The sequence below is a fragment of the Streptococcus sp. SK140 genome, assembly GCF_000259525.1.
Lineage (GTDB): Bacteria > Bacillota > Bacilli > Lactobacillales > Streptococcaceae > Streptococcus.
This window is the reverse complement of the sequence record NZ_AJML01000024.1, coordinates 1-20,260: the sequence shown is the minus strand read 5'-3', so window position 1 is coordinate 20,260 and position 20,260 is coordinate 1. Positions and strand designations below refer to the sequence as shown.

The window sequence follows — 20,260 nt, the reverse complement described above, 5'->3', positions numbered from 1 at the left end:
TGAAAAGACGATTTCTTAACCAACGGACCCTCTACCTGTAGCAGATATAACCATTATATCAATTTATCAAAAATTGTCAATTACTTTTTTTGGTTTTTAGCCATTAGTTCTCTCAATTTTTTAGTTTTTAGGCGAGAGATAGGACAACGATGATCTTCATAAAATACAACTTCCATTTTTTTACGATCAATTTCTCTCACATTACCAATATTGACTAAAAATGACTTGTGAGCTAGATAAAAACGTTGGGGTTCCTTATCCTTTTCTTGAATATCTGTCATTGTTCCATAGAATTCTTTGGCAAAATTCTTACCTACAATTCGTAATTTATGAGAAGTTCCAGTTGTCTCAATGTAGAGAATATCATGATAAGGAATACAAAGATCATTTCCTTTATAACTATAATCAAAATAATCAACGACTGATTGGTTTTCAAGTAAAGTAGTCTTAGTGTAAAGCACACAGTCGGCAACTCTATTTTTAAAAACTTGATCACTGGTTTCTTTATCAATGAAATCCAATGCTGAAACTTTGTATTTATAAGTCAAAGTAGCAAATTCAGATCGACTTGTAATAAAAACAATAATGGCATAAGGATTGCGATGACGAATAAATTGAGCAACCTCAAATCCTTTTCTCTCAATCCCATTGATATCAATATCTAGAAAATACAGCTGATTGACTTCATCATGCTCTACATATTCCATAAACTCTCTTACTTTTCCTGTTGTTTTATAGGAGATAGGAATATTTGTTTCCTTAGAAATTTTATTTAGAGTTGTTTCCAACCTTACTTGGTGTTCTATAATATCTTCTAAAATCAATACTTTCATATCAGTTCCCTCTTAAATCTAATTACTTGTTTAAATACATCATTATCAATTTCTGTTTCTAAAATAACATTGTCATATTTTCCTAAAATTTCTTTAACATTATTGAGTCCAAGTCCTCTATGTCTTCCTTTAGTTGAAAATCCTAATTCAAATAAATCTTCGGATTTTACCTTTCTTTTTTTACAAGAGTTTTGGATGACAACTAAGGTTTCAAGATCCAACTTGATGATAGCTACCTCTAGTTGTTTCTGATAGCTTTCAACTGCCCCTTCAACAGCATTATTGAGCAGAACGCTCATCACGCGCACCAAATCTAACAGTTCCATAGACAAAGGGGTAATGATATCTTTTACCTCTAATGTGTACTCTACATCATTAGTTTTCGCATTGACAATAGATTGAGCAATCAAACTACGAAGTGCTGAATCCTCAATATTGTTCAAATCGAAATAGGTATACTTGTCTGAACGTAATTTTTGATTCGCCTTTACAAGTACTTCACTGTAAACTCTGTCAATTTCTTGTAAATCTTTACTTTCAATCGCCATTCTTAAGCTGACAAGCATACCTGTATAATCATGGCGAAAACCACGAATTTCATTATATAAGGTAACAATCTCATCTGTGTAAGTTTGTAAATGTTTTTGCTCAAACTTCTTTTGTTCCAATTCGATTTCTTTTTCTATCTGAACTTTGTGAGAATTCATGGAAAAGAAGGTCAAAAGTAGACAAACAAAAACAATAGAAGATAAAATACTTCCAAAACTGTTTAAATTGGGAAAAGTACTCACAATATCTGAAATAAATAAGAGGATATGTAAGGTGAAGAAAGCAACTAGCACATTTTTTAAAAATGGATAGAGGTAGTCTTTATCAAAATAGGTCATTTCCAAGTGGAAATAAGTAATGATTTTTTTGATTGCAAAATAAGTTAATGATAGAACTACAAAAAAGAAGAGTTCTTCATGCTGTATTACTAATTGATCTCCTATTATAGATGATAAAGTTACAGATATAAATGTATGGCTACTATTATATAGTAATGACAGTAGTATACTGATAAATCCTGCTTGATACTTATCGTATTTTTTAAAAATTTTTAGATATGCGTAGAGAAAAATAGGAAATAAAAATTTTTCAAATCCTAATCCAGATAAGGAAATAAAATCAAAGCAAAATTCAGCTAAAAGTTGGAATAAAAATAGATAAATTCCAAACCAATATCTTTCTTTTCTTGCTATCTTACAAATTATTCCATAACTAATTGTTAGAATATAGATATGAAGAAAAATTGTTCCTAATATAACTAAATTCATTATAGCTCCCTATCTTACCACTATTTTATATTATTTTGAAAATAATTTTTTTATAATATGAGGTAATCTTATATCCCCACCTCTGATTTCCTGCAGTTCTTTTTCGTTCAATTCTTGGAAATCTTTCATTTGAGCAAAATCTGTATTCTTTTTCATAATATAAACTCCTATAATGTTTTTCTTGTAAATTAACTTACAAAAATATTATATAAAATCTACGATACCTATAGAGAATTATTTCTCAAATGCTCAAATTTTATTCTGAAATGTCAAATTTTTACAAAAAAAGCTGGGGTTTTTTCCCAGCTTACGATTTAACACTGATCCCAGCAGGATTCGAACCTGCGACCGTTCGCTTAGAAGGCGAATGCTCTATCCAGCTGAGCTATGAGACCTTACTAATCTATCTTATCAAAAAAAGCTAGCTTAGTCAATCATCTATTTATGATAGGGAGAGCCCTGTTGAATCGAAAACGCTCTATAAATTTGTTCTACTAAGACTAATCTCATTAGTTGATGAGGAAGCGTCAATCTCCCAAAACTAACAGAGAGATTGGCTCTTTTTTTCACCTCTGGAGATAGTCCTAAACTCCCACCAATGATAAAAGTGATTGTCGAAAATCCATTGATAGAAGCCCTTTCAAGCTGCTTACTGAACTCTTCAGAAGAAAAAGTTGTTCCTTCAATAGCTAAAACAACTACAAAATCACGTTCCCCTACTTTAGCAAGAATGCGGTTCCCTTCCAACTCCAAAATCTTTTGATTTTCAGATTCGCTGGCCCGATCTTGTGTTTTTTCATCAGCCAACTCAATAATTTCTAGATTAGCAAATCGTGAAATTCTCTTGGAGTATTCTGCTATGCCATCTTTGAGATATTTTTCTTTCAGTTTTCCAACTGTTACCACTTTAATTTTCATTCTTCTATTCTAACATATTCACACTCAATTTCACATCTTATTCACAGATAAGATTTTGAAAAACTTCAATAAATTCACAGGTTTTCGAAAGTTATCCACAAGTTGTGAAAAACTTTTTGTTTTTAAGCTTGGATTAAGCTAGCTATTTTATACTTTCATTGATAAAAAAACATGGAGGCTTCTATGAAAAACTTAAAAACTAGTTCCAAAAAATGGGGACAACTTTTAGTAGTCATTCTCATTAGCTTTTTTAGTGGTATTTTAGGTACTTTTACCACATTGCAGCTCAGTCAAAAACAAAATAGTGGTACGACAACTACAACGACTGTCAGCAAAACAGCTGTAAAAAATGAAAATTCAACTACACAAGCAGTTGATAAAGTTAAAGATGCTGTTGTATCTGTCATTACTTACTCATCAAACTCTCAAAATAGTTTACTCGGATCTGATGAAACTGATACAGATACCAATGCTGAACAAGTATACAGCGAAGGTTCTGGTGTCATTTATAAAAAGGAAGGGGATACTGCTTACCTTGTAACCAATACTCACGTTATTAATGGTGCTAAAAAAGTTGATATTCGTTTAGCAGATGGCACAAAAGTCCCTGGTGAAATTGTGGGTTCTGATACTTATTCAGATATTGCCGTTGTAAAAATTGCTGCAGATAAGGTCACAACAGTAGCCGAATTTGGTGATTCTAGTCAACTAACAGTTGGAGAAACAGCTATTGCAATCGGAAGTCCTCTAGGTTCTGAATATGCCAATACTGTGACACAGGGGATTGTATCAAGTTTAAATAGAAATGTATCTCTAAAATCTGAAGACGGACAAGCTATCTCAACCAATGCTATCCAAACAGATACAGCTATTAACCCTGGGAACTCAGGTGGTCCTTTGATTAATATCCAAGGCCAAGTTATCGGTATTACATCAAGTAAGATTGCCTCTAATGGTGGAACATCTGTCGAAGGTCTTGGTTTTGCCATTCCTGCAAACGATGTAATTAATATTATCAAGCAGTTGGAAAAAGATGGAAAAGTAACTCGACCTGCTCTTGGAATCCACATGGTTAACTTATCAAATCTTAGTACAACTGATCTTCAAAAACTAAAACTTCCTGGAAATGTTACTTCTGGTGTAGCTGTTCGTTCTGTTCAAAAAAATATGCCTGCCAATGGACATCTGCAACAATATGACGTCATTACAAAAATAGATGATAAAGCTATTTCTTCCACTACTGAATTGCAAAGTGCTTTATATAGTCATTCTATTGGAGACAGTATGACTGTTACTTACTACCGTGATGGTAAGGAAGAAACAACAACTATTAAATTAGATAAAAGTACTAGTGATTTAGATAAGTAGTTTACAGATATGTAAAGTTGCTTTACAGAATATCTAAGTTGTGTTAATGTAGAATTATGGAAGAATTTAAAATTGTTCAAATAAAAGATATTCAAAAAAATCCCTATCAACCTCGTAAGGAATTTTCAGAAGAAAAAATTCAAGAACTGGCACAATCTATTAAGGAAAACGGCTTGATTCAGCCTATTATCGTTAGAAAATCTCCAGTACTTGGATATGAAATTCTAGCTGGAGAAAGACGGTATCGTGCTTTAATAGCTGCTGGACTTTCAGAAGTTCCAGTCATTGTTAAGCAACTTTCTGATCAAGATATGATGCTTCATTCTATCATTGAGAATCTCCAACGAGAAAATTTAAATCCTATCGAGGAAGCTAAAGCATATCAATCCTTAATTGATAAAGGTTTTACCCACACAGAAATTGCTGAAAAAATGGGGAAATCTCGACCTTATATTACAAACCTAGTTCGATTGTTAGGATTACCTAAACATATCCTGACAGAAGTTGAAAGTGGTAGACTTTCTCAAGCTCATGCTAGACTCCTCATTCAATTATCAAGTGATAAACAAGATAAACTCTTGAATCGTATTCAAACTGAAAATCTCTCTGTTCGACAAGTTGAACAAATACTACAAAAAACGAAGAAGAGCAGCAAAAAAGAAAAAGACCACTTTGTCAAAGAAGAAGAGCAAAAATTGAAAAAAATACTCGGATTAGATGTTCAGATTAAGCTACAAAAAAAAGATAGTGGTAAAATTTCAATTTCCTTCCATAACCAAGATGAATACCAACAATTTATTAACAGCCTGAAATAAGGCTGTTATTTTAGTATTCTTAACGAACATAGTTATCCACTGCATTTTAGTTTTTAAAAGCCCAGTATTTCAGAATTTTTCTTAGTTATCCACAAAATGTGGATAACATTTAAAAACATTGTTAATTGTTTTCCACAAGTTGTGGAAAAATAATCTTATCTATGGTAAAATGATTCTATCAATAAACCTTTTAAATTCTATAGTAAAGGAGGAGAAAATCATTGAAGGAAAAACAATTTTGGAATCGTCTTTTAGAACTTGCACATGATAAATTAACTCAGTCAGTTTATGATTTCTATATTTTAGACGCAAAACTGGTTAAAGTTGAAGAAAATACTGCAACGATTTTCTTACCCCGCGATGAAATGCAGATATTCTGGGAACGAAATATCAATGGGATGCTTTTAGCAGCAGGTTTTGAAATCTATGATACTGAAATAAAAGCTCATTATATCTTCACGAAAGTTGAAGAAGCTAACTCACAAGTAGCTTTCGAGTCTGAACCTGGCAACGATTATCAACCAATTCCATCCACTATTCCATATTCTGAAACTGGACTCAAGGAAAAGTATACTTTCGATAATTTTGTTCAAGGGGATGGTAATGTTTGGGCTAAGTCTGCTGCTTTGGCTGTTTCTGAAGATCCAGGATTAACTTACAATCCTCTATTTATCTATGGAGGTCCTGGACTTGGAAAAACTCACCTGTTAAATGCCCTTGGGAATGAAATTCTGAAAAAGAGTCCAAATGCGCGTGTAAAATACATACCTGCTGAAAGCTTCATTAATGAATTCCTAGAGCATTTGAGACTCAATGATATGGAAAAATTCAAGAAAACTTACCGCAGTTTAGACCTCCTACTCATTGATGATATTCAATCACTTAGTGGAAAGAAAGTACAAACTCAGGAAGAGTTTTTCAATACATTTAACGCCCTTCACAATAATAATAAACAGATTGTTTTGACGAGCGACCGTAGGCCTGAACATTTAGAGAGTCTACCTGAACGTCTGGTCACGCGCTTCTCGTGGGGATTAACGACAGATATCACACCACCTGATTTTGAAACACGTATTGCTATTTTACAGAGTAAGACTGAACATCTCAACTATCATTTTCAGAATGATACACTCGAATATTTGGCTGGACAGTTTGACTCTAACGTGCGAGAACTCGAGGGAGCACTCAACGATATCAGCCTAATGGCCAAAGTCAAAAAGATTAACAATATCACAGTTGACATTGCAGCTGAAGCTATTCGTGCTCGTAAACAAAACGTTAGCAAAATGATCGTGATTCCAATTAATAAAATCCAGACAGAAGTTGGAAACTTCTATGGTGTTAGTGTCAAGGAAATGAAAGGAACTAGACGTGTTCAAAATATCGTTTTAGCCCGTCAAGTTGCCATGTATCTAGCCAGAGAAATGACTGATAATAGCCTTCCTAAGATTGGAAAAGAGTTTGGTGGTAAAGACCACACAACGGTCATTCACGCTCATGGAAAAATCAAATCCATGCTTGAAACAGATGATAATTTACGTATAGAAATTGAAAACATCAAAAAGAAAATTAAATAACTTGTGGATAACTTTTAAAAAATTCTCTTATTTATCCACATCTTTTAAACAAGGCTCTGTCCTTGAGTTTTCTTGATTACAAGTGTTTTTCCACAGATTTCACACGCTCTATTATTACTATTATCCTTCTAATAATAAAAAGAATAAAGGAGAATCCATGATTCATTTTTCAATTAACAAAAACTTATTTTTACAAGCCTTAAATACAACAAAGAGAGCTATTAGCTCAAAGAATGCAATTCCTATTTTATCGACTGTAAAAATTGATGTTACCAATGAAGGAATTACCTTGATTGGATCAAATGGTCAAATCTCAATCGAAAATTTTATCTCGCAAAAAAATGAAAATGCAGGTCTCTTGATTAACTCTTTAGGTTCAGTTCTACTGGAAGCTTCTTTCTTTATCAATGTTATTTCAAGTCTTCCAGATGTAACACTTGATTTTAAAGAGATTGAACAAAAGCAAATTGTCTTAACTAGTGGAAAATCAGAGATTACTCTTAAAGGAAAAGATAGTGAGCAATATCCACGTATTCAGGAAATTTCTGCAAGCAATCCTTTAGTTCTTGAAACAAAACTTCTTAAAAAGATTATCAATGAAACAGCTTTTGCAGCTAGTACCCAAGAAAGCCGTCCTATTTTGACAGGTGTCCACTTTGTTTTAAGCAACCACAAAGAATTAAAAACAGTTGCGACAGACTCTCACCGTCTCAGTCAGAAGAAATTGACTCTTGAAAAAAATAGCGATGATTTTGATGTTGTCATCCCAAGTCGTTCGCTACGCGAATTTTCAGCTGTTTTTACGGATGATATCGAAACAGTAGAGATTTTCTTCGCCAATAATCAAATTCTCTTTAGAAGTGAAAATATTAGCTTCTACACACGTCTTTTAGAAGGAAATTATCCAGATACCGATCGATTGATTCCAACAGATTTCAATACAACAGTGACTTTTGATGTTGCTAAACTACGCCAGTCTATGGAACGTGCTCGCCTCTTATCAAGTGCGACACAAAATGGTACTGTTAAATTAGAAATCAAAGAAGGAGTTGTAAGTGCCCATGTTCATTCTCCAGAAGTAGGGAAAGTAAACGAAGAAATTGATACTGAAAATGTAAGTGGTGCTGATTTGACAATTAGTTTCAACCCAACTTATTTGATTGAAGCACTAAAAGCTTTGAATAGCGAAAAAGTTACAATCAGCTTTATTTCAGCAGTTCGTCCATTTACTCTAGTTCCAGCTGATACAGATGAAGATTTCATGCAGCTCATCACGCCAGTTCGCACAAATTAATGGAAAGAGGTAGAGCCTAGCTCGCCTCTTTTATGATATAATCGAAAAAGAAAAAGGAGATTAACTATGTATCAAGTTGGAAATTTTGTTGAAATGAAAAAACCACACGCTTGTACAATCAAATCAACTGGTAAAAAAGCTAATCGTTGGGAGATTACACGTGTAGGGGCAGATATCAAAATCAAATGTAGCAATTGTGATCATGTGGTTATGATGAGTCGCTATGATTTTGAAAGAAAAATGAACAAAATCATTGATTAGTAACACTCACTTGGAGGGTTAGCAAGTTTTCCCTTTTTGTGTTATAATATTGAAGATTGAAATGTGAACGGAGAATGAGAAACTATGGCTTTAACAGCAGGTATCGTGGGTTTGCCAAACGTTGGTAAATCAACCCTATTTAATGCAATTACAAAAGCAGGAGCAGAGGCTGCAAACTATCCTTTTGCGACCATTGATCCAAACGTTGGAATGGTAGAAGTTCCAGATGAACGCCTCCAAAAATTGACGGAAATGATTACTCCTAAAAAGACAGTTCCAACAACCTTTGAATTTACAGATATTGCAGGGATTGTAAAAGGAGCATCAAGAGGAGAAGGTCTTGGGAATAAATTCTTGGCCAACATCCGTGAAGTTGATGCGATTGTTCATGTGGTTCGTGCCTTTGATGATGAAAATGTCATGCGTGAGCAAGGTCGTGAAGATGCCTTTGTGGATCCGCTAGCAGATATTGATACCATTAACCTAGAGTTGATTCTTGCTGACTTAGAATCAGTTAATAAACGCTATGCGCGTGTAGAAAAAATGGCGCGTACGCAAAAAGATAAGGAATCAGTTGCAGAATTTAACGTTCTTCAAAAGATTAAACCAGTTCTTGAAGACGGTAAATCAGCACGTACCATTGAATTTACAGATGAAGAGCAAAAGGTTGTCAAAGGTCTTTTCCTCTTGACCACTAAACCAGTTCTTTATGTAGCGAATGTGGATGAGGATGTTGTTGGAGACCCAGACTCTATTGATTATGTGAAACAAATTCGAGAATTTGCAGCGACAGAAAATGCAGAGGTAGTCGTTATTTCTGCGCGTGCTGAGGAAGAAATTTCTGAGTTAGACGAAGAAGACAAGCAAGAGTTTCTTGAAGCACTTGGGTTGACAGAATCAGGCGTTGACAAGTTGACTCGCGCAGCTTATCACTTGCTTGGACTTGGAACTTACTTCACAGCTGGTGAAAAAGAGGTTCGTGCTTGGACCTTTAAACGTGGCATGAAAGCTCCTCAAGCTGCTGGTATCATTCACTCAGACTTTGAAAAAGGATTTATTCGTGCAGTGACCATGTCTTATGACGATTTGGTAAAATATGGCTCTGAAAAGGCTGTAAAAGAAGCTGGACGTTTGCGTGAAGAGGGAAAAGAATATGTCGTGCAAGATGGCGATATTATGGAATTCCGCTTTAACGTTTAATCAGTATTTAAAATAATGTCAATTAGGTTGGAAAAAAATTCCAACCCTTTTGACTTTTGAAAGGAAATATAAATGACAAAATTACTTGTAGGATTGGGAAATCCAGGGGATAAATATTTTGAAACTAAACATAATGTTGGTTTTATGTTGATTGACCAACTAGCAAAAAAACAGAATGTATCATTTACACACGATAAAATATTCCAAGCTGAATTAGCTTCATTTTTCCTTAATGGTGAAAAAATTTATCTAGTGAAACCAACAACTTTTATGAATGAAAGTGGGAAAGCAGTTCATGCTTTATTAACCTATTATGGTTTAGATATTGAAGATTTACTGATTATTTACGATGATCTTGACATGGAAGTAGGAAAAATTCGACTTCGCGCTAAAGGATCAGCTGGCGGTCATAATGGTATCAAGTCAATTATCCAACATATTGGTACACAGGTTTTCAATCGAGTAAAGATTGGTATAGGTAGACCTAAAAAAGGAATGTCTGTTGTTCACCATGTTTTGAGTAAGTTTGATCAAGAAGATTATATTGGTATTTTACAATCTATTGACAAGGTTGACGATGCTGTAAATTATTATTTACAAGAAAAAAACTTTGAAAAGACGATGCAGAAATATAATGGGTAAGGAAATGGCATTAATCGATTTCTTTTTAGAGAATAAACAAATCCTATCTTGGCATGAGAACCTACCACAGAAACAAAGACAATTATTGCTAGGTCTTTCTGGATCAGCAAAATCTTTAGCTATTGCTAGTAGTCTGAAGAGTCAGGATAAGGTTTTAGTGATGACTTCTACATATGGAGAGGCTGAGCGTCTGGTCAATGATCTAATCTCTATACTAGGTTCGGATCTGGTTTATCCATTTCTAGTAGATGATTCACCAATGGTCGAATTTTTGGTATCATCTCAGGAAAAGATTTTTTCTCGGGTTGAAGCTCTGCGGTTTCTACGAGATAAGTCTCAAAGAGGGATTTTAGTTTGTAACGTCGCAGCTAGTCGGGTATTCTTACCAAATCCTCAAGTTTTTGATAATAGTATCTTAGAACTTCAAGTGGGCCAGGAATGCGAACAAAGAGAATTAAAAAATCACTTAATTTCTCTTGGTTATAAGAAAGTTACACAAGTTCAAAGTCAGGGAGAATTTAGCCTTCGTGGAGATATTCTAGATATCTTTGAAACCTCACAAGTATCTCCTTACCGAATAGAATTTTTTGGTGATGAAATTGATGGTATAAGAGAATTTGATACTGAAACTCAGCTTTCTAAAGACAGTCAGTCTAAAGTACTGATATATCCAGCAAGTGATATTTTACTAACTTTTGAAGATTATCATCGTGGCCTGAAATTTTTAGAACATGAGATTGATAAGGCACTTTCTCCAACTTTAAAGTCTTACTTAGAAGAAGTTTTTAGTTGCACGAAAGAGCAAGTTCTTCATACAGATATTCGCAAGTTTTTGTCTGTATTTTATAAAAAACAATGGACATTGATAGACTATTTGAATCAAGTTCCTGTTATATTTGATGATTTTCAAAAAATCATGAACCAGTACGATGCTTTTGATAAGGAAACAGCTAGCTACTTTACAGATGATTTACATAATAGTAAATCAGTGTCAAATTTACAATATTTTGCTGATGTAGAAAGTCAGTTTAAAAAATATGTACCAGCGACTTTCTTTTCAAATTTTCAAAAAGGGCTTGGAAATTTGAAATTTAATAATCTGTACCAGTTCAATCAATATCCTATGCAAGAGTTCTTTAATCAGTTTTCTTTTCTGAAAGAAGAAATTGAACGTTACAAAAAATTAAAGTATACGATTATTCTTCAAGCAAGTAGCAAAACTGAACTAAAGAAACTGTCAACGATTCTTGATGAATACGATATTAAATTTGATAATAGTAATGAAAGTAAAATCTGTAAAGGAACTGTCAATCTTGTTGAAGGAAATCTGCGACATGGCTTTCATTTTGTAGATGAAAATCTTGTATTTATCACTGAATATGAAATTTTTAAAAAGAAGATTAAACGCAAGTATCGAAGACAAAATATCAGTAACGCTGAACGATTAAAGGATTATAATGAACTCCAAAAAGGAGATTATGTTGTTCATCAAATTCATGGTATTGGTCAATATTTAGGGATTGAAACGATTGAAATCAAAGGAATTCATCGAGACTACGTAAGTGTCCTATATCAAAATGGAGACCGTATTTCCATCCCTGTAGAGCAGATACAGACTCTTTCTAAGTATGTCTCTAGTGATGGTAAGGCTCCAAAGTTAAACAAATTAAACGATGGACGTTTTAAAAAAGCCAAGCAAAAAGTAAAGAGTCAAGTTGAAGATATTGCAGATGACTTGATTAAGTTATATGCCGAGAGAAGTCAACTTAAAGGATATGCATTTTCAAAAGATGATGAAGATCAGGTTGCTTTTGACGAAGCATTCCCATATGTAGAGACTGAGGACCAACTTCGAAGTATCGAAGAGATCAAGAAAGATATGCAGGCTTCTCAACCGATGGACCGACTTTTAGTTGGAGATGTTGGATTTGGTAAGACAGAAGTAGCTATGCGAGCTGCATTTAAGGCTGTCAATGATCATAAACAGGTTGTTGTTTTAGTACCAACTACCGTTCTTGCTCAGCAACATTACAGTAATTTTAAGGAAAGATTTGAACAATTTGCTGTCAATGTAGATGTTTTGAGTCGTTTTAGAAGTAAGAAAGAGCAGACTGAGACACTTAAAAAATTGAAAAAAGGTCAAGTAGATATTTTGATAGGGACCCATAGAGTTTTATCTAAAGATGTTGAGTTTGCAGATTTGGGGTTGATGATTATTGATGAAGAACAACGTTTTGGTGTTAAGCATAAGGAAGCTCTCAAGGAATTAAAAAAGAAGGTTGATGTCTTAACCTTGACAGCGACACCAATTCCTCGAACTCTTCATATGTCTATGCTAGGTATCCGAGATTTATCTGTCATCGAAACACCTCCAACTAATCGATATCCTGTTCAAACCTATGTTCTTGAACAGAATGATCGTGTCATTCGTGATGCTGTATTGAGAGAAATGGATCGTGGTGGTCAAGTTTACTATCTTTACAACAAAGTTGACACGATTGAAAAGAAGGTTTCAGAGTTACAAGAGTTGATTCCAGAAGCTTCAATTGGTTTTGTTCATGGACAAATGAGTGAAATTCGCTTAGAAAATACACTTCTTGATTTCATTGAAGGTGAATATGATATTTTAGTAACTACAACAATCATCGAGACAGGAGTAGATATTCCAAATGCTAATACCTTGTTTATAGAAAATTCAGATCATATGGGATTGTCAACCTTGTATCAATTAAGAGGTCGGGTTGGTCGTAGTAATCGAATTGCATATGCTTATCTCATGTATCGTCCAGATAAAACCTTGACAGAAGTTTCTGAGAAAAGATTAGAGGCCATCAAAGGTTTTACTGAACTAGGTTCTGGTTTCAAAATCGCTATGCGTGATTTATCCATTCGTGGAGCTGGGAATCTTTTAGGAAGTTCACAGTCTGGTTTTATTGATTCTGTTGGGTTTGAGTTGTATTCTCAGTTACTAGAAGAAGCAATTGCTAAGAAAAATGGAACTGACAAGAAACGTGAAAAAGGAAATGCTGAGTTAATTCTACAAATTGACGCTTATCTTCCGGATGAGTACATTTCAGATGAACGGCATAAAATTGAAATTTACAAGAGAATTCGTCAAATTGACAATCGTGTCAACTACGAAGAATTACAAGATGAGTTGATCGACCGTTTTGGAGAATATCCAGATGTGGTTGCTTACCTTTTAGAAATTGGATTAGCTAAAGCATATCTTGATAAAGTGTTTGTCAATCGTGTTGAAAGAAGAAATAATAAGCTTGTTATTCAATTTGAAAAAATTTCGCAACAACTATTTTTAACACAAGATTATTTCCAGGCTCTATCTCAGACAAGTTTGAAGGCCAATATTTCAGAAAATCAAGGTTTAATTGAAGTTGTATTTGATATTCGAAATAAAAAAGATTATGAAATTTTAGAAGGTCTTTTAACTTTTGGAGAATCATTAGCAAACATAAAAGAATCAAAAGAGTCACATTAGGAGTTATCTTTTTTCTTCTATAAAAGGTAGAAAAATGGTACAATAATAATTTGAGGTAATAAAAATGAGATTAGATAAATATTTAAAAGTATCAAGAATTATTAAGCGTCGTACAGTGGCTAAAGAAGTTGCAGATAAGGGACGTATCAAGGTAAATGGTATTCTTGCCAAGAGCTCTACAGATTTAAAAATCAACGATCAAGTCGAAATTCGTTTTGGAAATAAATTGTTGCTCGTAAAAGTGTTAGAAATGAAAGATAGCACTAAAAAAGAAGATGCTGCAGGTATGTATGAAATTATCAGCGAAACAAGGGTAGAAAACGATGTATAAAAAAATTGTGCAAATGAATAATTCTTTTATTCAAAATGAACACCAACGTCGTAAATACTTGATGGAAGAACGACAAAGACGAAATCGTTTTATGGGCTGGGTTTTGATTTTGATTATGTTGTTGTTCATCCTACCAACCTATAATTTGACTCAAAGTTATCAGCAACTACTCGAACGTCGCCAACAGTTAGCCGATCTGAAAAAACAGTATCAAGAATTGAGCGATGAAAAAGATAAAGAATCAAATCTTGCAACCAAATTAAAGGACGAAACATACGCAGCCAAGTATTTGCGTGCAAAATATTACTATTCAAAATCATGGGAAGAAGTTTATACTATTCCGGACTTACTTCCTAGGTAATGTAAAATGGAAAATTTATTAGATATTATTGAACAATTTTTAAGTCAGTCAGATGAAAAATTAGAAGAGTTAGCTCAAAAAAATCATCTGTTACGGTTACAGGAAGAAGAGGAAAAAAAGAATGCGTAAATTTTTAGTGATATTGCTACTTCCTATTTTTTTAAAAAGTGTCCAAGTAGTAAGCACTGAGAATCCAGTTATCATTCCAAAACAAGAAGTTTATTCCTTAACCCACGCTTCGTATCATTTTTACTATCAAGATGTTATAGAATCTCCAAAATTTTATGGTGAAACATCTGTTTATTCTACAGAAGATTTGATTAAAGAATCAGGAAAAGTCAATGCAGATACAAAATTATCTGTTTTAGAATGGAAATTAAATAAACAAGGACAGCCTGTCTTTAAATTGTCTAATAATCAGTTTGTGATGGCCGATAAACGACTTTTATACGATAGTTCAAATGTCAACAATTTTTCTAAACGAGTGTGGTTAGAACCTGAATTTATTGTCTATAATAGCCCTTATGATAAACAAGAATTAAAATCTACTTTGGTACCCTATCAAGATGTTGAAGTAGATATGTCTATTTTTGCTGGTGGGCATGAATTTTTACATATCAAACAAACTGGTTGGATTTCGACGGATGATATTTCCGATGATGATAATCGTATTCAGAAAGTACAAGAGTTGCTATCTGCAAATTATCAAAATGAACAGTTCTCTATTTATATTAAACAATTGAGTACAGGTAAGGAAGCTGGGATTAATGAAGATCAAAAAATGTACGCTGCTAGTGTTATGAAATTGCCTTATCTTTATTATGTTCAAGAAAAAATCAATCAAGGTGATTACCAACTTGACACGAAATTGAAGTACGTTTCTGAAGTGAATGATTTCCCTGGTTCTTATAAACCTGAAGGAAGCGGAAATCTCCCTAAAACAGCAGACAATAAAGACTACACTCTCAAAGATTTAATCACAAAAACTGCAAAAGAATCTGACAATGTAGCTCATAATATTCTTGGTTATTATATTACGAATAAATCAGATGAAGCCTTTAAAAAAGAGATGGCTACTATCGCAGGTGGGGAATGGGATGTGACAGATAAGTTGGCTTCAGCTAAAATGGCTGGTCAAGTTATGGAATCTATTTATAATCAGAATGGTTTTGTTTTAGAATCCCTATCACAAACAGCTTTTGATAATCAGAGGATTGCTAAGAATATTTCTGCTAAGGTAGCCCATAAAATTGGGGATGCAGATGAATTTAAACACGATGTAGGAATAGTCTATACAGATTCTCCTTTCATTATTGCAATCTTTACCAAAAATTCTGATTATGATACCATTTCTAAAATTGCTAAGGATGTCTATGAGGTCCTAAAATGAGAGACCGAGATTTTTTAAATCATTTTCTAGAAAAAGGTTATTTTAAAGATCATTCACGAGTTGTACTAGCCTTGTCTGGTGGATTGGATTCGATGTTTCTTTTTCATCTCCTTTCAACTTACCAAGAAGAACTTGGGATTGAATTATTTTTAGCTCATGTAAACCATAAACAACGATTAGAATCTGATCATGAAGAATATGAATTAATAAAACTAGCTGAACAAGTTGGAGTTCCAATTTACGTAGCTCATTTTACTGGAGATTTTTCAGAAGCAAATGCTCGTCAATTTCGCTATAAATTTTTTAGGAAAGTAATGGGGAAAACTTCCTCTACAGCCCTTGTAACAGCTCATCATGCAGATGATCAGGCTGAGACGATTTTTATGCGAATGATTAGGGGTGTTAGACTACAACATTTATCAGCTATAAAAGAGAGACAAAAGTTTGATAAGGGAGAATTAATTCGTCCGTTGCTTTCTTTTTATAAGAAGGATTTTCCTGAAGTTGAGCATTTTGAAGATAGGACGAATAAAGAAAATCATTATTTTCGCAATCGAGTTCGTAATATTTACTTACCACAACTGGAAAAAGAAAATATTCAGGTAAAGAGAGCGTTTTTAGAGTTTGGAAAAGAAGTATCTGACTATCAAATTGCTCTGACTGAATTATCTCAAACAGTCAATGTGGAAGATTTAACTCAGTTTTTGTCTTTTAGTGAATCAACACAGCGAGTTTTACTACAACAATACCTTAGTTGTTTTGCTGATTTAAATGTAACAAGAGAACAATTTCAAGAAATTCATCATATTTTAAAAACTAAGAGCCAATATCGCCATAGTATAAAAAATGGTTATGAACTTATAAAAGAATACCAGCACTTTCAAATTGGTAAAATCAGACCAAAGTCTGATGAAAAAAGTAGTGAGTGTGTGTTAAACTATCAAAATCAAGTTTATTATGAAGGTTTTCTATTTTCATTTGGAATCCCCCTAAAAGGAGAAAATGTTCAACAAATAAATGTTTCCCGTGAAACATCGTTGATTATACGGCATCGACAGCCTGGTGATTATTTGATAAAAAATGGTCATCGTAAAAAACTAAGACGACTTTTTATTGATTTAAAAATTCCTAAAGAAAATCGAGAAAAAGCTATTATCATTGAGCAATTTGGAAAAATTTGTTCAGTTTTAGGAATTGAAATCAGTGATTTGAGTAAAAAAATGAAAAATGATATAATGAACACTGTACTTTATATAGAAAAAATAGATAGGTAAAATCATGTTAGAAAAAGATATCAAGAAAATTTTGATTTCACAAGATGAAATTACAGAAGCAGCTAAAAAATTGGGTGCTCAGTTGACAAAAGATTATGAGGGAAAAAATCCGATTTTAGTTGGAATTCTAAAAGGTTCTATTCCTTTTATGGCAGAATTGGTGAAATATATTGATACACATCTTGAAATGGACTTTATGATGGTCTCTAGCTATCATGGTGGGACTGTAAGTAGTGGTGTCATTAATATTAAACAAGACGTAACTCAAGATATTAAAGGTCGACATGTTGTCTTTGTAGAAGATATTATTGATACTGGTCAAACCTTGAAGAGTTTGAGAGATATGTTTACTGCAAGAGAAGCAGCTTCTGTTAAGATTGTCACAATGCTTGATAAACCAGAAGGTCGTACAGTAGAAATCGAAGCAGATTATACATGTTTTACAATTCCAAATGAATTTGTTGTAGGCTACGGTTTAGACTATAATGAAAACTATCGTAACCTTCCTTATGTAGGTGTATTGAAAGAGGAAGTTTACTCAAAATAGAAGGGTAAGTGTTTGAATGCAAAAACAAAATAATGGTTTCATAAAAAATCCATTTCTTTATTTGTTGATGATTTTCTTGCTAGTGACAGGATTCCAGTACTTTTTTGCTGGTAGATCCGCTGGTCATAGTCAACAAATTAAGTACTCAGAATTGGTTCAGGAAATCACTAACGACAATGTAAAAGAAATGACCTACCAACCAAGTGGTAGTGTTATTGAAGTGTATGGTGTCTACAAAACTGCTAAGACAGAGAAACAGGAAACGGGAATTCAATTTTTTACACCCTCTGCTACAAAAGTAGAGAAATTTACAAGTATTGTCCTCCCATCAGATACAACTGTAGCGGATTTGCAAAAGCTAGCAAGTGAACATCAAACACAAATTGAAGTGAAACACGAAAGCTCAAGTGGTATGTGGATTAACATCCTGGTTTCAGTAGTACCATTTGCTATCTTATTCTTCTTCCTCTTCTCTATGATGGGAAATATGGGCGGAAATAGTGGACGTAATCCAATGAGCTTTGGACGTAGTAAAGCTAAAGCTGCTAATAAAGAAGATATCAAAGTTCGCTTCTCAGATGTCGCAGGCGCAGAGGAAGAAAAACAAGAACTTGTTGAAGTTGTTGAATTCTTAAAAGATCCAAAACGATTTACAAAATTGGGTGCCCGGATTCCAGCTGGTGTTCTCTTAGAGGGGCCTCCGGGAACCGGTAAGACATTACTTGCCAAAGCAGTCGCAGGAGAAGCTGGTGTACCATTCTTTAGTATTTCAGGTTCTGACTTTGTAGAAATGTTCGTCGGTGTCGGTGCGAGCCGTGTACGTTCTCTCTTTGAAGATGCAAAAAAAGCAGCACCAGCTATTATCTTCATTGATGAAATTGATGCCGTTGGTCGACAACGTGGTGTCGGTTTAGGTGGAGGTAATGATGAACGAGAACAAACCTTAAACCAACTCTTGATTGAAATGGATGGTTTTGAAGGAAATGAAGGAATTATTGTCATTGCGGCAACAAACCGTTCAGATGTTCTTGATCCGGCTCTACTTCGTCCAGGTCGTTTTGATAGAAAAGTATTAGTTGGTCGTCCAGATGTTAAGGGACGCGAAGCAATTTTGAAAGTCCATGCTAGAAATAAACCTTTAGCTGAAGATGTAGATTTAAAATTGGTAGCACAACAAACTCCAGGTTTTGTTGGTGCCGATTTGGAAAATGTATTGAACGAAGCAGCTTTGGTTGCAGCTCGTCGTAATAAATCAGTGATTGATGCTTCTGATATTGATGAAGCTGAAGATCGTGTTATCGCTGGACCATCTAAGAAAGATAAGACAGTTTCACAAAAAGAACGTGAATTGGTTGCCTACCATGAGGCAGGACATACCATTGTCGGTCTAGTATTGTCAAATGCCCGTGTTGTTCATAAAGTTACCATAGTACCACGTGGACGTGCAGGCGGATATATGATTGCACTTCCTAAGGAAGACCAAATGCTTCTATCTAAAGAAGATATGAAAGAACAATTAGCTGGCTTAATGGGTGGACGTGTAGCTGAAGAGATTATCTTTAACGTCCAAACAACTGGAGCATCTAATGACTTCGAACAAGCTACTCAGATGGCGCGTGCAATGGTTACAGAGTATGGTATGAGTGAAAAACTTGGTCCAGTACAATATGAAGGAAGTCATGCCATGTTTGGTGCACAAAGCCCTCAAAAATCAATTTCAGAACAAACAGCTTATGAAATTGACGAAGAAGTTCGTTCATTATTGAATGAAGCACGAAACAAAGCTGCTGAAATTATCCAGTCAAATCGTGAAACTCACAAGCTGATTGCAGAAGCATTATTGAAATACGAAACACTGGATAGTACACAAATTAAATCTCTATACGAAACAGGAAAGATGCCTGAAACAGTAGAAGAGGAATCACATGCACTATCTTATGATGAAGTAAAATCAAAAATGAGTGAAGAAAATTAATTATCTTAAATACTATAAACAGAGGAGGCACAAGTTTTCTCTGTTTTTTCAAAAAATGATATGTGCTTCATAAAAAACAATTATTGTAAGAAAAAAATTAACCGAAACTCTGGGCAGACGAACGATTTAAAGGCCGCAAAGCCCTTCTCAGAGAGCTGAAGGCAACATTACAAGACTTCTAAAAAAAAATTAAAAAAAGGTGTTGACAAAGCAAAAAAAGTCGGTATAATAGTAAGAGTTGAAAATAACAACTCCGGTCCGTTGGTCAAGGGGTTAAGACACCGCCTTTTCACGGCGGTAACACGGGTTCGAATCCCGTACGGACTATAGTATAAAGCAGTTGAAACACTAAATGAAAAAAATTTAAAAAAAGTTTCAAAAAAGTGTTGACAAGCGAAAGCGGCTGTGATATACTAATACAGTTGTCACTTGAGAGAAGCGAGTGACAAAGACCTTTGAAAACTGAACAAGACGAACCAATGTGCAGGGCACTACAACTAAGGTTGTAGTACTGAACAATGAAAAAACAATAAATCTGTCAGTGACAGAAATGAGTGAGAACTCAAACTTTTAATGAGAGTTTGATCCTGGCTCAGGACGAACGCTGGCGGCGTGCCTAATACATGCAAGTAGAACGCTGAAGGAGGAGCTTGCTTCTCCGG

At 34.2% G+C, this 20,260-nt stretch carries 19 protein-coding genes, 2 tRNA genes and 1 rRNA gene; 17 read left to right on the top strand and 5 right to left on the bottom strand.

Annotation, left to right across the window (positions count from 1 at the left end):
* Window positions 1–80 precede the first annotated feature (80 nt).
* The 5 genes from comE to rlmH form a co-directional block, all read right to left on the bottom strand.
* On the bottom strand, window positions 81–833 hold the full coding sequence (gene comE, locus HMPREF1116_RS06635) for a competence system response regulator transcription factor ComE (protein WP_000866056.1): 753 nt from the start codon (window positions 831–833) through the stop codon (window positions 81–83).
* Window positions 830–2,149, bottom strand: a complete 1,320-nt coding sequence (gene comD, locus HMPREF1116_RS06630) for a competence system sensor histidine kinase ComD (protein WP_001054986.1) — start codon at window positions 2,147–2,149, stop codon at window positions 830–832. The genes comE and comD overlap by 4 nt, the downstream gene beginning before the upstream one ends.
* A 30-nt stretch (window positions 2,150–2,179) precedes the next feature.
* Window positions 2,180–2,305, bottom strand: coding sequence for a ComC/BlpC family leader-containing pheromone/bacteriocin (locus tag HMPREF1116_RS06625; protein WP_007555225.1), 126 nt, complete (start codon window positions 2,303–2,305; stop codon window positions 2,180–2,182).
* A gap of 165 nt (window positions 2,306–2,470) precedes the next feature.
* Window positions 2,471–2,544, bottom strand: a tRNA-Arg gene (locus HMPREF1116_RS06620).
* A 43-nt stretch (window positions 2,545–2,587) separates the two neighbouring features.
* Window positions 2,588–3,067, bottom strand: coding sequence for a 23S rRNA (pseudouridine(1915)-N(3))-methyltransferase RlmH (rlmH, locus tag HMPREF1116_RS06615; RefSeq protein WP_000695941.1), 480 nt, complete (start codon window positions 3,065–3,067; stop codon window positions 2,588–2,590).
* A gap of 183 nt (window positions 3,068–3,250) precedes the next feature.
* Here rlmH and HMPREF1116_RS06610 point away from each other — a divergent pair, with 183 nt between their 5' ends.
* The 17 genes from HMPREF1116_RS06610 to HMPREF1116_RS0102205 all read left to right on the top strand — a co-directional run.
* Window positions 3,251–4,435, top strand: a complete 1,185-nt coding sequence (locus tag HMPREF1116_RS06610) for a S1C family serine protease (protein ID WP_000793272.1) — start codon at window positions 3,251–3,253, stop codon at window positions 4,433–4,435.
* Between the two features lie 56 nt (window positions 4,436–4,491).
* A complete protein-coding gene (locus tag HMPREF1116_RS06605; protein WP_000390821.1) occupies window positions 4,492–5,250 on the top strand; it encodes a ParB/RepB/Spo0J family partition protein in 759 nt (252 codons plus the stop codon).
* 221 nt (window positions 5,251–5,471) lie between these two features.
* The gene (gene dnaA, locus HMPREF1116_RS06600) at window positions 5,472–6,827 is read left to right on the top strand and encodes a chromosomal replication initiator protein DnaA (protein ID WP_000660633.1); all 1,356 of its coding nucleotides are present in this window, start codon (window positions 5,472–5,474) and stop codon (window positions 6,825–6,827) included.
* Window positions 6,828–6,984: 157 nt separating this feature from the next.
* The gene (gene dnaN / locus HMPREF1116_RS06595) at window positions 6,985–8,121 is read left to right on the top strand and encodes a DNA polymerase III subunit beta (RefSeq protein ID WP_000581166.1); all 1,137 of its coding nucleotides are present in this window, start codon (window positions 6,985–6,987) and stop codon (window positions 8,119–8,121) included.
* A gap of 66 nt (window positions 8,122–8,187) precedes the next feature.
* A complete protein-coding gene (locus HMPREF1116_RS06590; RefSeq protein ID WP_000285188.1) occupies window positions 8,188–8,382 on the top strand; it encodes a DUF951 domain-containing protein in 195 nt (64 codons plus the stop codon).
* Window positions 8,383–8,466: 84 nt separating this feature from the next.
* Window positions 8,467–9,582, top strand: a complete 1,116-nt coding sequence (ychF, locus tag HMPREF1116_RS06585) for a redox-regulated ATPase YchF (protein ID WP_001218725.1) — start codon at window positions 8,467–8,469, stop codon at window positions 9,580–9,582.
* A gap of 72 nt (window positions 9,583–9,654) precedes the next feature.
* A complete protein-coding gene (pth, locus tag HMPREF1116_RS06580) occupies window positions 9,655–10,224 on the top strand; it encodes an aminoacyl-tRNA hydrolase (RefSeq protein ID WP_000163915.1) in 570 nt (189 codons plus the stop codon).
* Window positions 10,217–13,720: a transcription-repair coupling factor gene (gene mfd / locus HMPREF1116_RS06575; protein WP_000514112.1), complete on the top strand. Its 3,504-nt coding sequence runs from the start codon at window positions 10,217–10,219 to the stop codon at window positions 13,718–13,720. The genes pth and mfd overlap by 8 nt, the downstream gene beginning before the upstream one ends.
* A 64-nt stretch (window positions 13,721–13,784) precedes the next feature.
* Window positions 13,785–14,051, top strand: coding sequence for an RNA-binding S4 domain-containing protein (locus tag HMPREF1116_RS06570; protein WP_001234970.1), 267 nt, complete (start codon window positions 13,785–13,787; stop codon window positions 14,049–14,051).
* Window positions 14,044–14,412, top strand: a complete 369-nt coding sequence (locus tag HMPREF1116_RS06565; protein ID WP_000277028.1) for a septum formation initiator family protein — start codon at window positions 14,044–14,046, stop codon at window positions 14,410–14,412. The genes HMPREF1116_RS06570 and HMPREF1116_RS06565 overlap by 8 nt, the downstream gene beginning before the upstream one ends.
* Window positions 14,413–14,418: 6 nt before the next feature.
* Complete coding sequence (locus HMPREF1116_RS12445; protein ID WP_000429332.1) at window positions 14,419–14,541, top strand: SP_0009 family protein; 123 nt, start codon at window positions 14,419–14,421, stop codon at window positions 14,539–14,541.
* Entirely contained in the window at window positions 14,534–15,802 is a 1,269-nt protein-coding gene (locus HMPREF1116_RS06555) for a serine hydrolase (protein WP_001224805.1), read from the top strand. The genes HMPREF1116_RS12445 and HMPREF1116_RS06555 overlap by 8 nt, the downstream gene beginning before the upstream one ends.
* Window positions 15,799–17,076: a tRNA lysidine(34) synthetase TilS gene (gene tilS / locus HMPREF1116_RS06550; protein WP_001205615.1), complete on the top strand. Its 1,278-nt coding sequence runs from the start codon at window positions 15,799–15,801 to the stop codon at window positions 17,074–17,076. Before HMPREF1116_RS06555 ends, tilS begins: the two co-directional genes overlap by 4 nt.
* A 4-nt stretch (window positions 17,077–17,080) precedes the next feature.
* Window positions 17,081–17,623, top strand: coding sequence for a hypoxanthine phosphoribosyltransferase (gene hpt / locus HMPREF1116_RS06545; protein ID WP_000890190.1), 543 nt, complete (start codon window positions 17,081–17,083; stop codon window positions 17,621–17,623).
* 16 nt (window positions 17,624–17,639) lie between these two features.
* Window positions 17,640–19,598, top strand: a complete 1,959-nt coding sequence (gene ftsH / locus HMPREF1116_RS06540; RefSeq protein ID WP_001171816.1) for an ATP-dependent zinc metalloprotease FtsH — start codon at window positions 17,640–17,642, stop codon at window positions 19,596–19,598.
* A gap of 255 nt (window positions 19,599–19,853) precedes the next feature.
* Window positions 19,854–19,925: transfer RNA gene (locus tag HMPREF1116_RS06535), tRNA-Glu, on the top strand.
* Between the two features lie 242 nt (window positions 19,926–20,167).
* Window positions 20,168–20,260: ribosomal RNA gene (locus HMPREF1116_RS0102205) — 16S ribosomal RNA — on the top strand; the annotation flags it as partial.

Coding starts and splice junctions, on each gene's coding strand:
- comE (WP_000866056.1), bottom strand. CDS start 833: ATGAAAGTATTGATTTTAGAAGATATTATAGAACACCAAGTAAGGTTG.
- HMPREF1116_RS06610 (WP_000793272.1), top strand. CDS start 3,251: ATGAAAAACTTAAAAACTAGTTCCAAAAAATGGGGACAACTTTTAGTA.
- HMPREF1116_RS06555 (WP_001224805.1), top strand. CDS start 14,534: ATGCGTAAATTTTTAGTGATATTGCTACTTCCTATTTTTTTAAAAAGT.
- pth (WP_000163915.1), top strand. CDS start 9,655: ATGACAAAATTACTTGTAGGATTGGGAAATCCAGGGGATAAATATTTT.
- mfd (WP_000514112.1), top strand. CDS start 10,217: ATGGGTAAGGAAATGGCATTAATCGATTTCTTTTTAGAGAATAAACAA.
- hpt (WP_000890190.1), top strand. CDS start 17,081: ATGTTAGAAAAAGATATCAAGAAAATTTTGATTTCACAAGATGAAATT.
- dnaN (WP_000581166.1), top strand. CDS start 6,985: ATGATTCATTTTTCAATTAACAAAAACTTATTTTTACAAGCCTTAAAT.
- ychF (WP_001218725.1), top strand. CDS start 8,467: ATGGCTTTAACAGCAGGTATCGTGGGTTTGCCAAACGTTGGTAAATCA.
- HMPREF1116_RS06570 (WP_001234970.1), top strand. CDS start 13,785: ATGAGATTAGATAAATATTTAAAAGTATCAAGAATTATTAAGCGTCGT.
- comD (WP_001054986.1), bottom strand. CDS start 2,149: ATGAATTTAGTTATATTAGGAACAATTTTTCTTCATATCTATATTCTA.
- HMPREF1116_RS06625 (WP_007555225.1), bottom strand. CDS start 2,305: ATGAAAAAGAATACAGATTTTGCTCAAATGAAAGATTTCCAAGAATTG.
- HMPREF1116_RS12445 (WP_000429332.1), top strand. CDS start 14,419: ATGGAAAATTTATTAGATATTATTGAACAATTTTTAAGTCAGTCAGAT.
- rlmH (WP_000695941.1), bottom strand. CDS start 3,067: ATGAAAATTAAAGTGGTAACAGTTGGAAAACTGAAAGAAAAATATCTC.
- tilS (WP_001205615.1), top strand. CDS start 15,799: ATGAGAGACCGAGATTTTTTAAATCATTTTCTAGAAAAAGGTTATTTT.
- ftsH (WP_001171816.1), top strand. CDS start 17,640: ATGCAAAAACAAAATAATGGTTTCATAAAAAATCCATTTCTTTATTTG.
- HMPREF1116_RS06605 (WP_000390821.1), top strand. CDS start 4,492: ATGGAAGAATTTAAAATTGTTCAAATAAAAGATATTCAAAAAAATCCC.
- HMPREF1116_RS06565 (WP_000277028.1), top strand. CDS start 14,044: ATGTATAAAAAAATTGTGCAAATGAATAATTCTTTTATTCAAAATGAA.
- HMPREF1116_RS06590 (WP_000285188.1), top strand. CDS start 8,188: ATGTATCAAGTTGGAAATTTTGTTGAAATGAAAAAACCACACGCTTGT.